Source organism: Bradyrhizobium sp. 61 (genome assembly GCF_023073075.1).
Taxonomy (GTDB): Bacteria; Pseudomonadota; Alphaproteobacteria; order Rhizobiales; family Xanthobacteraceae; genus Bradyrhizobium; species Bradyrhizobium barranii.
In genome coordinates this window covers 100,773-113,166 of the sequence record NZ_JADPIU010000006.1, presented here as the reverse complement: position 1 = coordinate 113,166, position 12,394 = coordinate 100,773, and the positions used below count along the sequence as shown (strand labels likewise).

General features: G+C 65.4%; 16 protein-coding genes and 1 riboswitch. Of the genes, 9 read left to right on the top strand and 7 right to left on the bottom strand.

Annotated elements, in window-relative coordinates; genetic code table 11:
- The first annotated feature begins 114 nt into the window (after positions 1-114).
- Positions 115-192, top strand: a riboswitch (Fluoride riboswitch).
- Between the two features lie 91 nt (positions 193-283).
- Genes IVB46_RS02330 through clpS form a run of 5 tightly spaced genes read left to right on the top strand, consistent with a single transcriptional unit; the run spans position 284 to position 3,027 of the window.
- Positions 284-1,492 (top strand): MFS transporter, encoded by a 1,209-nt coding sequence (locus IVB46_RS02330; RefSeq protein WP_346016107.1) that lies wholly within the window; start codon positions 284-286, stop codon positions 1,490-1,492.
- Positions 1,467-1,901, top strand: a complete 435-nt coding sequence (gene crcB / locus IVB46_RS02325) for a fluoride efflux transporter CrcB (protein ID WP_247314116.1) — start codon at positions 1,467-1,469, stop codon at positions 1,899-1,901. The genes IVB46_RS02330 and crcB (IVB46_RS02325) overlap by 26 nt, the downstream gene beginning before the upstream one ends.
- Before the next feature lie 6 nt (positions 1,902-1,907).
- Positions 1,908-2,336 carry a fluoride efflux transporter CrcB gene (crcB, locus tag IVB46_RS02320; RefSeq protein ID WP_247314118.1) on the top strand — a complete coding sequence of 143 codons (429 nt, stop codon included), beginning with the start codon at positions 1,908-1,910 and terminating at the stop codon, positions 2,334-2,336.
- A gap of 2 nt (positions 2,337-2,338) precedes the next feature.
- Positions 2,339-2,680, top strand: a complete 342-nt coding sequence (locus tag IVB46_RS02315) for a DUF190 domain-containing protein (RefSeq protein ID WP_063984922.1) — start codon at positions 2,339-2,341, stop codon at positions 2,678-2,680.
- 41 nt (positions 2,681-2,721) lie between these two features.
- Positions 2,722-3,027, top strand: coding sequence for an ATP-dependent Clp protease adapter ClpS (gene clpS / locus IVB46_RS02310; protein WP_014497217.1), 306 nt, complete (start codon positions 2,722-2,724; stop codon positions 3,025-3,027).
- Positions 3,028-3,084: 57 nt separating this feature from the next.
- Here clpS and IVB46_RS02305 read toward each other — a convergent pair whose 3' ends face one another.
- The 5 genes from IVB46_RS02305 to fabI all read right to left on the bottom strand — a co-directional run bounded on the left by IVB46_RS02305 (position 3,085) and on the right by fabI (position 7,392).
- Positions 3,085-3,483 (bottom strand): hypothetical protein, encoded by a 399-nt coding sequence (locus tag IVB46_RS02305; RefSeq protein WP_247314120.1) that lies wholly within the window; start codon positions 3,481-3,483, stop codon positions 3,085-3,087.
- A 40-nt stretch (positions 3,484-3,523) separates the two neighbouring features.
- Entirely contained in the window at positions 3,524-4,714 is a 1,191-nt protein-coding gene (locus IVB46_RS02300) for an adenylate/guanylate cyclase domain-containing protein (protein ID WP_247314122.1), read from the bottom strand.
- 70 nt (positions 4,715-4,784) lie between these two features.
- Positions 4,785-5,873, bottom strand: a complete 1,089-nt coding sequence (gene aroC / locus IVB46_RS02295) for a chorismate synthase (protein ID WP_247314124.1) — start codon at positions 5,871-5,873, stop codon at positions 4,785-4,787.
- A gap of 89 nt (positions 5,874-5,962) precedes the next feature.
- Positions 5,963-6,562 carry a histidine phosphatase family protein gene (locus IVB46_RS02290; RefSeq protein ID WP_247314127.1) on the bottom strand — a complete coding sequence of 200 codons (600 nt, stop codon included), beginning with the start codon at positions 6,560-6,562 and terminating at the stop codon, positions 5,963-5,965.
- Between the two features lie 14 nt (positions 6,563-6,576).
- Positions 6,577-7,392: an enoyl-ACP reductase FabI gene (fabI, locus tag IVB46_RS02285; RefSeq protein ID WP_166087769.1), complete on the bottom strand. Its 816-nt coding sequence runs from the start codon at positions 7,390-7,392 to the stop codon at positions 6,577-6,579.
- A 171-nt stretch (positions 7,393-7,563) separates the two neighbouring features.
- Here fabI and IVB46_RS02280 point away from each other — a divergent pair, with 171 nt between their 5' ends.
- Together IVB46_RS02280 and IVB46_RS02275 are read left to right on the top strand one after the other, a co-directional pair.
- Positions 7,564-8,052, top strand: a complete 489-nt coding sequence (locus IVB46_RS02280; RefSeq protein WP_014497222.1) for a sigma-70 family RNA polymerase sigma factor — start codon at positions 7,564-7,566, stop codon at positions 8,050-8,052.
- A gap of 106 nt (positions 8,053-8,158) precedes the next feature.
- Complete coding sequence (locus IVB46_RS02275) at positions 8,159-8,929, top strand: anti-sigma factor (protein ID WP_071916064.1); 771 nt, start codon at positions 8,159-8,161, stop codon at positions 8,927-8,929.
- Between the two features lie 443 nt (positions 8,930-9,372).
- Here IVB46_RS02275 and IVB46_RS02270 read toward each other — a convergent pair whose 3' ends face one another.
- Together IVB46_RS02270 and IVB46_RS02265 are read right to left on the bottom strand one after the other, a co-directional pair.
- Positions 9,373-10,335, bottom strand: a complete 963-nt coding sequence (locus IVB46_RS02270; RefSeq protein WP_247314129.1) for a J domain-containing protein — start codon at positions 10,333-10,335, stop codon at positions 9,373-9,375.
- A 108-nt stretch (positions 10,336-10,443) separates the two neighbouring features.
- Positions 10,444-10,851, bottom strand: a complete 408-nt coding sequence (locus tag IVB46_RS02265; RefSeq protein ID WP_346016106.1) for an RT0821/Lpp0805 family surface protein — start codon at positions 10,849-10,851, stop codon at positions 10,444-10,446.
- 113 nt (positions 10,852-10,964) lie between these two features.
- Between IVB46_RS02265 and pdxH the strand changes: the two genes are divergently transcribed.
- A complete protein-coding gene (gene pdxH, locus IVB46_RS02260) occupies positions 10,965-11,606 on the top strand; it encodes a pyridoxamine 5'-phosphate oxidase (RefSeq protein WP_247314133.1) in 642 nt (213 codons plus the stop codon).
- A 25-nt stretch (positions 11,607-11,631) separates the two neighbouring features.
- Positions 11,632-12,384, top strand: coding sequence for an SDR family oxidoreductase (locus IVB46_RS02255; RefSeq protein WP_063984930.1), 753 nt, complete (start codon positions 11,632-11,634; stop codon positions 12,382-12,384).
- Positions 12,385-12,394: the final 10 nt, after the last annotated feature.

Here is a 12,394-nt window from a genome sequence, read left to right as displayed (position 1 = left end):
CCACGGGGACATGCGCGATCGCTCACGCCATCATTCCGGAGCGTCCCGCAGCATCGAGCCGAGGACAGACCTTCCCCGCCCACTTGTCCAGTGCGATTTCCATGCTAGGCTGACCATACAGATGGGGATGGAGTCCCCCGACAACCGCCCGTCGGCCTGTGACCGTAGTGGGCTGATGACTCCTGCTCGAGGAGGGGCAATCTCAAAGCCTCGACCTTTGGCGGGAGCATGGACAAACCCGCCGATGGCGGGTTTTTTGTTGCCTGAAGGCGAAGGTCAGGGCGTGACGACGACGACACCGAATGCTGCGCGTGCGGGGCTGCCCAGGGGGATCTGGGTGCTCGGCTTCGTCTCGATGCTGATGGACGTCTCCTCCGAGATGATCCACGCGCTGCTGCCGGTCTATCTCGTCACTGTGCTCGGGGCCTCCACGCTGACGGTCGGCTTCATCGAGGGCATTGCGGAGGCGACCGCCTCGATCACGAAGATCTTCTCCGGCGCATTGTCCGACTGGCTCGGCCGGCGCAAGCTCCTCGCGGCGCTCGGCTACGGCCTAGCCGCGCTGACAAAACCGCTGTTCCCGCTTGCCCCCAGCGTCGGTTGGCTGATTGCCGCGCGCTTCATCGACCGCGTCGGCAAGGGTATTCGCGGCGCACCGCGCGATGCGCTGATCGCCGATATCGCACCTGCGGGTCTGCGCGGCGCGAGCTTCGGCCTGCGGCAGTCGCTCGACACCATCGGCGCATTCGTCGGACCGCTCGTGGCGATCGGCCTGATGTGGTGGACGGCAGATAATTTTGCCCTCGTCTTCTGGGTAGCGGTGCTGCCGGCCTTCCTGTCTTTCGGCCTGATCGCATTCGCGGTGAGCGAGCCGGAGCCGGACCCAAGCCGGGAGACTACGAAGAATCCGCTGAACACCTCCGCCATGCGGCAGCTCGGATCCGTGTACTGGCGCGTCGTCGCGGTCGGCGTGGTGTTCACGCTCGCGCGCTTCAGCGAGGCCTTTTTGATCCTGCGCGCGCAGAACATCGGTCTCTCGGCGATGTGGGTGCCGGCGGTGCTGGTGCTGATGAACGTGGTCTATGCCCTGTCGGCCTATCCGGCCGGCGTGCTGTCGGACCGGATCAACCGGACCGGCCTGCTCGCGCTCGGCCTCGTCTTCCTCGCGGCCGCCGACCTCGCGCTCGCGCTGCTGCCGAACCTCGCGGGCCTCGCGCTCGGCGTCGTGCTGTGGGGGCTGCATATGGGATTGACCCAAGGCCTGCTGTCGGCCCTCGTCGCCGACGCCGCGCCGCCGAGCCTGCGCGGCACCGCATTCGGCTATTTCAACCTGTTCACCGGACTGGCCTTGCTGGCCGCAAGCGTGATCGCCGGCGCGCTGTGGGATGCCTACGGTCCGGCCGGTACGTTTTTGGCCGGGCTCGGCTTCGCGCTGGTCGCGCTCGCAGGGCTGCTCGCCGTCGGCAATGGTCTGGCAGCGCAGGACAAATGATGATGGAGGGGCGTTCGTCGTGTTGAGCGGAGTGATCGCAATCGTGATCGGCAGCGTTCTCGGCGGCTGCGCGCGCTATTTCGTCTCGGGCGCGATCGCGCGGCGGCTGGGCGAGACCTTTCCCTGGGGCACCATGACCATCAACATCACCGGCGCCTTCCTGATCGGCATTTTCGGCGCGCTGGCAACCCATCCCGGCTCGATCTTCGCCTCCCCCAATCCCTGGCTGTTCGCGGTGACCGGGTTCCTCGGCTGCTACACCACGGTGTCCTCGTTCAGCCTGCAAACGCTGACCTTGGCGCGCAACGGCGAGCCACTGCATGCGCTCGGCAATGTCGCGCTCTCGGTCGGGCTTTGCCTTGCCGCCGTCAGTTTCGGCTTTGTCCTCGCTGACGGTCTTGGAGGCTAGAGGCGGATGACCGTTCCCTCCTCCACCGACCGCTGGCGCAGCGCGATGCTCTATGCCTGGGTTTCCTTCGGCAGCGTCCTTGGCGGCCTCGCGCGCTATTTCGTCTCCCTCGTGCTCGACACCGGCCCGGGCTTCCCCGTCGCGACGCTGTTCATCAATGCCACGGGATCGCTCATCATCGGCTTCTACGCAACGCTGACCGGCCCCGACGGCCGCATGCTGGCGCGGCCCGAGCACCGGCAATTCGTCATGACCGGGTTTTGCGGCGGATACACCACCTTCTCGGCCTTCAGCCTGGAGACCTTCCGCCTGTTCCACGGCGGCATGAAATACACGGCACTCGCCTATATCGCGGCATCCGTCATCTGCTGGCTGGTGTCAGTGTGGCTCGGTCATATGATGGCAAGCCGCTACAACCGCTTGACGAGGAGCTGACCATGCAAATCCCCAATCAGGCTGTTTCGCTCCGGATCTTCATCGGCGAGAGCGACCATTTCGGCGGCAAGCCGCTTTACGAAGCGATCGTGATGACGGCGCGCGAGCGGCATCTCGCGGGCGCCACCGTGCTGCGCGGCCCGATGGGGTTTGGCAAGTCGAGCCGGCTGCACACCTCGAAGATCCTGCGGCTGTCGGAAGACCTGCCGCTGCTGATCGAGATCGTCGACAGCGAGGACAGCATCAACGCATTCCTGCCCATCCTGGATGGCATGATGTCGAGCGGCCTGATCACCTTGGAGAAGGTGCAGGTCCTGCAATATGGTGAGAGGACCGCACACTGAGCACCGCGGCTGAACCGAGCCCGCCGTTTCCGGGAGGCGGAATGAACGACACCGTTACCAAGCCTAAAACCAGGACGAAGACCAAGGTCGAGCGGCCCAAGCTGCACAAGGTCATCCTGATCAACGATGACTTCACGCCACGCGAATTCGTCACGATGATCCTCAAGGCCGAGTTCCGCATGACGGAGGATCAGGCCTACAAGGTCATGATCACCGCGCACAAGCTGGGCGCCTGCGTGGTCGCCGTGTTCACCAGGGACGTCGCCGAAACCAAGGCCACCCGCGCCACCGATGCCGGCCGCGCCAAGGGCTATCCGCTGCTGTTCACGACGGAGCCCGAGGAATAGCGGCTTGCTGCTCGCGATCCGGCGCCCGAGGCGTGTCAATGATGATCTGGTCGCAAGTTACTTCAACCTGGCAAAGACCTTGCTGAACTGGGGAAGCTGCAGCCTCCGCTTCTCCTCCAGGTATTCAGATTCAGTGAAGGGGCCGCTCACGAAAACCCGCACCGCAACGTCCCATTCGTTTGCTTTTCGCGAGATGTAGTAAAACTCCGTGACGGAGCGGTCCGGGCGCTTTCCCGATGTCCATGGATGGCGAGCGAACACGATGTACTGGGCGTTCGCGCCGGCCTGAAAGACCGTAGGCTCCGGGAGGCCGTCGCCAACGCAAGTTCCATCCGTGCCGACGGAGCGGCAAAGCGTCATGTCGTCATCCGTGTCGACGGCGACGAGACGATAGGGACCGTCAATCGCTTCGTCCTGAACGAACCCGCAGGCTGCCAGAAACAGGAAGAGTGCCAAGCATACCCATCGTCTCACATGCGGGATCATGCATCGACTTTCAGGCCATCACCACCGGCGTCTCTTCGGCGAGCCCATACACGCGCTGCGCCTTGGAAAATCCAGCGATCGGAAATTCGCCGAGCTCGCGCCAGTCATGGCGGCAGGCGTTCGCGAAGACTTCCGAGACCACGACGGTCCGCCCCAGCCGGCCCGTGATCTTCTCCAGCCTTGCCGCGAGATTGACGGCGGGGCCGATGCAGGTGAAGTCGAGCCGGTTGCCGCCGCCGATATTGCCGTAGAGGATGTTGCCGACATGCAGAGCGACGCCGAAGCGGAAGCGCTCGACGACGTCGCCGACCGGAAAGGCGAGCGCCTCGACGCTGGCGCGGGATTCGCGCGCAGCCTCCAGCACGCGCGTGCAGACATGCGCGGCATCGCCGACATATTCATCGATCGGGAACACCGCGAGCAGGCCGTCACCCATGAATTTCAGCACCTCGCCGCCATGGCCCCGGATCGCGGTGACCTGGCAGTCGAAATACTGGTTGAGGATCTCGACCACGGTCTCGGCCGGCAGCCGGTCCGACAGCGCAGTGAAGCCGCGCAGATCCGAGAGCCAGATCGCGGCCTGCATGGTGTCGTTGTGGCCGCGGCGGATCTGGCCGCCGAGGATGCGCGCGCCGGCACGGTTGCCGACATAGGTGTCGAGCAGCATCTCGGCGGTGCGGCGCAGGCTGATGATCTCGCTGACGCGCGCAAGCGGTGCCCCGAGGGTCCGGATCGCCGCGATGTCGTCGTCGCTGAAGCCGCCGGGCTGCCGCGTGACCCAGCTCGTCGCGTGGATCGAGCCGTCGAGATAGTGCATTGGCATCGCGAGGTAGTCGGTCACGCCTTCGGCGCGCATGTCGTCGAGGAACGGAAACCGCTTGCTGTCCGGATCGTCCATCCGTCCCCGGACCTCCAGCCCCTCCTCGAACACGATCCGGAGCGGGCTCCGGGCGAATTCGGGCGTGTCCAGGATCTCGAAATCGACAGTGCCAATCTCGACCTTCTGACCTTCCCGCCAAATGAAATTGCGGCCGAAGATTTCCGGATGCAGCGTTCGGATGAAGATACCGAACCGCGACAGCGGCAGGCCGGCCGCGACCAGATGCTCGCAGACCTCGGCGATCATCTCGGAAGGGGTCCCGGACGACCTCGCACCGTCGATCAGCCAGTTGGTGATGCGCTGGATCTCGGAGTTTTGCATGTCCGCATTTGCGGACGAAGTTGTGGGGACGTCAAGCTGCGCGGTGGGCTAGTACCGCGACACGAATGCTCTAGCGGCCGACCTGCCCGCGATCCCGAATGAAATGATCCGCCAGCACGCAGGCCATCATGGCCTCGCCGACGGGCACTGCGCGGATGCCGACACAGGGGTCGTGGCGGCCTTTGGTCATAATCTCGGTATCGGCCCCAGCGCGATCGACCGTCAAACGCGGCTGGAGGATCGACGAGGTCGGCTTCACCGCGAAGCGCACCACCACCGGCTGTCCGGTGGAGATGCCGCCCAGAACGCCGCCGGCATGGTTGGACAGGAAGCGCGTGCCGTCATTGCCCGTGCGCATCTCGTCGGCGTTCTCTTCGCCGGTGAGCTCCGCCGCGCCAAAGCCGGCGCCGATCTCGACGCCCTTCACGGCGTTGATGGTCATCATCGCACCCGCGAGATCAGAATCGAGTTTTGCGTAGATCGGGGCACCGAGGCCTGCCGGAACGCCTTCGGCGACGACTTCGATCACCGCGCCGATCGACGAGCCGCTCTTGCGGATGCCGTCGAGATAAGTCTCGAAGAACGCGGCCTTGTCCTTGTCCGGACAGAAGAACGGATTTTTTGCAATCTCGTCCCAGTCCCATTTGTCGCGGTCGATCTTGTGCGGGCCCATCTGCACCAGCGCGCCGCGGACCTTGACGTCGGGCAGCACTTTTCGTGCGATCGCACCCGCAGCGACGCGCATTGCCGTCTCGCGCGCCGAGGAGCGGCCGCCACCGCGATAGTCGCGCAGGCCGTATTTGGCCTCATAGGTGAAGTCGGCGTGGCCGGGCCGAAACTTGTCCTTGATCTCGGAATAGTCCTTCGAGCGCTGGTCGGTGTTCTCGATCAGGAGCCCGATCGGGGTGCCCGTCGTCACCTGCACGCCGGTCTCCGGATGCGCCATCACGCCGGACAGGATTTTCACCTGGTCCGGCTCCTGGCGCTGGGTGGTGAAGCGCGATTGGCCGGGCCGGCGGCGGTCGAGATCCTGCTGGATATCGGCCTCGGTGAGCGGGATCATGGGCGGACAGCCGTCGACCACGCAGCCGATCGCCACCCCATGGCTCTCGCCGAAGGTGGTGACGCGGAACATGTGGCCGAAGGTGTTGAAGGACATCGCTGCTCGCTGGGTCGGTTCGGGCGTGTGGTAACGCGCGGGGGGCCGGGGGTCAAACCCATAGCCACCGTGGATGACGGCGAACCGACCTAACTAAACTTCTCAAGCCGCCCGTCGCGGAAGACGTAGACGGCGCCCTGCTCGATATAGAGCTCGGCGGCGCTGGCGGGCGTCTCCAGGCCGAGCGAAACCATCAGGGCCCGGCAAGTCCCGCCATGGGCGACGGCGACGGTATCGGTCCGGAGCTCGTCGTACCAGGCCCGCACGCGGACCTGCACATCGGCGTAGGTCTCCCCGTCCGCCGGGCCGACCGTCCATTTGTCGGCGAGGCGCCGGGCATAGACGTCCGGATCGGCCGCCTCGCTCTCGGCCAGCGTCAGCCCTTCCCAGCTGCCGTAGCCGATCTCGCGCAGGCGATCGTCGAGCGCGTAGTCCGCCAGCGGCAGCTCGAGCTTGCCGCGCGCGAGTTCCATGGTCTGGCGTGCACGCCCGAGCGGGCTCGACACATAGGGTAACGCCGCCTTGTCCTTGCCGTCGCGCTTGAAGAGATCCGCCAGCACGCCGCCGGCCTGCACGGCCTGACCGCGTCCACGCGCGTTCAGCGGAACGTCCTTGGTGCCCTGAAGCCGCCCGAGCGCATTCCACTCGGTCTCACCGTGGCGAAGATAATAGATCGTGGGCACGGGCATTCCAGATTTATGAGCTAGTCCTTGCCGCCGAACGAGATGTCCGGCGCGTCCGGGCGCTTCATGCCGAGCACGTGATAGCCGGAATCGACGTGATGCACCTCGCCGGTGACGCCGCGCGCGAGATCAGAGAGGAAATACAGCGCGCTGCCGCCGACGTCTTCGATCGAGACGTTGCGTCGCATCGGCGCGTTGTTCTCGTTCCACTTCAGGATATAGCGGAAGTCGCCGATGCCGGACGCCGCGAGCGTCTTGATCGGCCCGGCCGAGATTGCGTTGACGCGGATGTTCTTCTCGCCGAGATCGGCCGCGAGATAGCGCACGCTGGCCTCCAGCGCGGCTTTCGCCACGCCCATCACGTTGTAGTGCGGCATCCACTTCTCGGCGCCGTAATAGCTGAGCGTGATGAGCGAGCCGCCATCAGTCATCAGCTTCTCGGCGCGCTGCGCCACGGCCGTGAACGAGTAGCAGGAGATCAGCATCGACTTGGAGAAATTCTCCGGCGTGGTGTCGACGTAGCGGCCGTCGAGCTGCTCGCCATAGGCGATCGCATGCACCAGGAAGTCGATCTTGCCCCACTTCTCCTTTAGCACTGCGAAGGCGGCGTCGATGGTCGCGGCATCGGTGACGTCGCAATGGCCGAGCACGAGACCGCCGATCTCGGCGGCGAGCGGCTCGACGCGCTTCTTGAGCGCATCGCCCTGATAGGTGAAGGCGAGCTCGGCGCCGGCTGCGTGGCATGCCTTGGCGATGCCCCAGGCGATCGAGCGGTTGTTGGCAAGGCCGAGGATCACCCCGCGCTTGCCCTGCATCAGACCTGAATTCTGCGCCATTTGCTAACGTCCCGTCGAGCTCTCGTTGAGGTCTGGAGGTACACCAGCCCTCCTTCGCGGTACAGTCCTAATACGCGGCGTTAACGCTGTTTCAAGCGCCGGAATAGCCGTTCCCTTCGGGTGTTATGATGATTGAGGCGCTCGCGCCGGACACCAGGACGTCAAGACGGCATGAGTGCGTTTCGCCAGAGTGTGGAAGCCATGATCCCGGCGTTGCGCCGCTACGCCCGCGCGCTCACGCGCGATGCGGATGCGGCCGACGACCTGGTGCAGGATACGCTGGTGCGGGCGCTGCGTTCGGAGCGCCTGTTCCTCGGAGGCGATGTCAGGAGCTGGCTCTATACGATCCTGACCAACCTCAACAAGAACCGGCGGCGCTCGCTGGCAAGACGCCCGCAATTCACGCAGCTGACGGAGAACAATCCGGATGCCAGCGGGACCGAGGCCGAAGGGCGCGACATCGAGAAGGCGCTGGCGACGCTGGTCGAGGAGCAGCGCTCGGTGCTTCTGCTGGTGATGCTGGAGGGCATGAGCTACCGCGAGGTCGCCGACATCCAGGGCGTGCCGATCGGCACCGTGATGTCGCGCCTGGCGCGGGCGAGAGCCCACGTCAAAGCCTCGCTGGAAGGTGAGCGCCCGGCGCTCAAGCGGGTGAAGTGATGGCAGTGTTGATGCATCGCGCGGGTCGCTTCGCCTGCATGGAGCGGGAAGCAGCGCAGTTGAACCGCGAAAGACATTTTGGGCCGCAGAGCCAGAGACGATCGATATGAACGACCATAATATTCCCATTACCGAAGACGAGCTGCACGCCTATGTCGACGGCGAGCTGCCGGCCGAGCGCCGCGCCGATGTCGAGGCCTGGCTTGCCACACACCCTGACGATGCCGGGCGCGTGCAGTCCTGGCGCGCCATGGCCGAGATGCTGCACGCGCGTTACGACTCTGTCGTCCAGGAGCCGGTGCCGGCCCGGCTCGAGCTCGAGCGGCTGGAGCGCCGCCCCCGGCAATGGTTCTATGGCGCCGCGGCGGCTGTGCTGGTCGCCTTCGTGGCCGGCGGCACCGCCGGCTGGGTGGCGCATGGCGCCGCCAACGCCCCCTCGACCTTCCAGAGCTTTACGGCGGACGCGCTCGACGCCCACCGCCTCTATGTCGTCGAGGTTCGCCACCCGGTCGAGGTCGGCGGCAACGAGCGCGACCATCTCCAGGCCTGGCTGACCAGGCGCTGCGGCTGGACCGTGTTCGCGCCGAACCTGGAGGCAAGCGGGCTGAAGCTCGTCGGCGGCCGGCTCTTGCCGGGGCCGAACGGTCCGGCGTCGTTCCTGATGTATGAGGGCGCCTCGGGCGAGCGGTACACGATCTATACCGCCAAGACCGAGACCGGCGCGACTCAGATGCGCTACGCCAAAGCCGACAAGGACGGCGCACTGTTCTGGGCCGAGCGCGGCGTCGGCTACGTCGTCAGCGGCGGCAGCGATCGCGATCGCCTGACCAAGGTCGCGCAGGCGGTCTACGACCAAGCCGAGAAAAACGGTACCTGAGCAACCGCTTGAAGGCGGTGCCTCGATTCCGACATTGAAAATTTGGAATCAAGACATGGGTGCGTCTCATTATCGCACCGGATGCTCACGAGAAAATGAGTAGCGTTCGATCCGCCGATCGACGCGGGCGGCCTCGATTGGGGTTTTTGGTACCGCGCTGGTCCCCCTCTCGAGGCCGCACCTATTATCGACTGCCCCGCCGGACAGCCGACACGTCGAACCACATGGGCCGAGAGGCGCTCTCACGCCTCAGGCATATGACGAGCATCATCTGTCGAGAGATGCTCTGGACCGTTGGGAGAACCCCCTTCAGTTGCGACTTCGCCCTAAAGCGCGATGGCTCACGCTTCAGCAGTTTTCTCTGCGTATGATCTTTTCGGAAAGCCGCTGAACGCCAAATGAACGCCTCGCGCTCACGCGGCCCCCCGGGTCCGGATCATGCCTTAGCCAAGCCCGCTACGTGGATTGTAGGGGTGTTGGTCCCGCCACTTCTCCATCAATGCCTCAAGCTCGGCGTCGTTCCCGTCCGGTAGCATAATCCTGATGGTGACGAAGAGATCCCCGGTTCCGCCAGTTTTTGGCAATCCCTTGCCCTTGAGGCGGAAGGTCCGGCCGCTGGAGGTGTTTTTCGGGACCGACAGTTCCACGGCATTGCCGAGGGTCGGCACGCGGACCTTGCCGCCGAGCACCGCCTCGTAGAGCGTGACCGGCAGGTCGATCCTGAGGTCTGCGCCCTCGATCTTGAAGTACGGGTGCGGCGCGACGCTGATCGTGATCAGGAGATCGCCCGGCGGATGGCCCTGAGCGCTCTCGCCCTGCCCCCGCAACCGGATCTGCTGGCCCTCGGTGACGCCGGCCGGAATCTTGACGTTGAGCTCCTTGCCCGTCGGCAGCCGGACGCGCTTCTCGCCACCCTTGACCGATTCTTCCAGCGAGACGGACATCGCGACATTGACGTCGAGATCGAGGCCGATCCCGCCGGTGTCGAATTCGAACTGCCCGGCGCCGCCGGCCCCGGGCCGCGCACCTCGCGTCCCGCCGAACATGCTGTTGAGGATGTCCTCGAACGCGCCGCCGCCCTGGCCGGGGCCCGCGCCGCCACTGCGGAACGTATAGCTTTCGAACCCGCCGGGACCCGCGCGGCCGCGCGGCCCGCCGCCGCCCGGAAAACCCTGGAAGCGCGGCTTGCCGTCGGCGTCGATCTCGCCGCGGTCGAACTGCTTGCGCTTGTCCTCGTCGCCGATGATCTCGTTCGCCGAATTGATCTCGGAGAAGCGCTCGGCGGCCTTGGGGTCATCCTTGTTGCTGTCGGGATGGTGCTTCTTGGCAAGCTTGCGATAGGCGCTCTTGATCGCGGCAGCGTTGGCGCTCCGCGGCACCCCCAAGACCTCATAGGGGTCGCGCATCCGTCACGTCTCCTTCAAGAAATCGAATTGTTCAAAGGGCTCCCCGCCCCATCTGCTGGTCATGTGGGAGGCGAGTGGCATTTTTGCAACTAGCCGCAGAGCCGATTCCTAGCTCCGCCACGGCTTTAGCGTATGAATCTCCCAACGGCCACGGCTGCTTTGGCAGCCGGCGCCCTGGAGCCAGCTTTCGGTGCTGCCATTGACGTAGCTCGCCAGGAAGTCCCGGCACTTGCGGCCGTCCTCGGCGGCGTAGGACTGCGCGATCGGCGTCACCGAGCCGCGCGCTCCGGTTTCCGGATTCTCCCAATGCTGGCTGGAATCCTTGTCGCCCTTGCTCAGGACGTCGGAGGCGGCGTTACGGGCGAAGGCAAGATCGGTGTCGGTCGGCGGGGCGTCCTTTGCCAGCCGCGCGATCGAGCCGGTCAGGTCGCTGTCGTCGGCCTTGGCGTAGGCGCTGGTGTCGTTGCGGGAAAAGCTGCAGCCGCCGGAGCCGAGCCCGATCAGAATCATAGTCATGACAAAGCCGGACGGCCGGATCGCCGATAGGCCAACGCGTCCCCATGCCCTATATAGGGCGGTAGCGGACAACAACGCGTTTTGGGCCGCGGGACGCAATTCGGACTCCGGACATGACCGACACGACCTCGATGAAACACCAGACACCCTTAACATCCGGTGATTTCACCGCCGCCGACGAGCCGTTTGCGCTGTTCGAGGCCTGGCTGAACGAGGCGATCAAGAGCGAGCCGAACGATCCGAACGCCATGGCGCTCGCAACCGTCGACCCCGACGGGCTGCCAGACGTGCGCATGGTGCTGATGAAGGGCTTCGATGCCGACGGTTTCGTCTTCTACAGCCACATCGCGAGCCAGAAGGGCCGCGAACTCGCCGCAAATCCTAAGGCGGCGTTACTTTTTCACTGGAAGTCACTGCGCCGTCAGGTCCGCATCCGCGGCAACGTGACGCCGGTGACTGACGCCGAGGCCGACGCCTACTTCGCCACCCGCCCCAAGCAGGCGCAGATCGGCGCCTGGGCGAGCAAGCAGTCCGAGGCGCTGGAAAGCCGCTTCGCCTTCGAACAAGCCATCGCCAAAGTCGCGGCCAGGCACATCATCGGCGAGGTGCCGCGGCCGCCGGGCTGGAGCGGCTGGCGCATCACGCCCTCGCGTATCGAGTTCTGGCACGACCGCCCGTTCCGCCTGCACGACCGTATCGAATTTCGCCGTGACGCGGCCGGCCAGCCATGGTCCAAGACGCGGATGTATCCCTGAGCTTAGGCCGACCTGAAAGATGTCCATGCCGCATTCGTCCAATGCGCCGCGCCGCACGCTGCTCCTGACCGGAGCGAGCCGCGGCATCGGCCACGCCACAGTGATCCGCTTCTCGTCGGCGGGCTGGCGCGTCATCACCTGCTCGCGGCATCCCTTCCCCGAGGATTGTCCGTGGGACGCCGGCCCCGAGGATCACATCCAGGTCGACCTCGGCAACCCCCTGGACACCGCGCGCGCGATCACCGACATCCGCAACCGGCTCGAAGGCGGCATGCTGCATGCGCTCGTCAACAACGCCGCGATCTCGCCGAAGGGTCCGGGCGGCTCGCGGCTTGGCTCGGTCGACACCGACCTCGATACCTGGACGCACGTCTTCCACGTCAATTTCTTCGCGCCGATCATGATCGCGCGGGGATTGATCGAGGAGTTGAAGGCGGCCAGGGGCTCGGTCGTGAACGTCACCTCGATCGCGGGCTCGCGCGTGCATCCGTTTGCGGGCGCCGCGTACGCCACATCGAAAGCCGCGCTTGCATCCCTGACGCGCGAAATGGCCTCCGATTTCGGCCGCGTCGGCGTCCGCGTCAACGCGATCGCGCCGGGCGAGATCGACACCTCGATCCTGTCGCCGGGCACCGAGAAGATCGTCGACCAGCAGATCCCGATGCACCGGCTCGGCACGCCCGACGAGGTCGCCAAGATCATCTACGTGCTGTGCACGGACACCAGCTCTTACGTCAACGGCGCCGAGATCCACATCAACGGCGGCCAGCACGTGTAAGGCCAGGCAG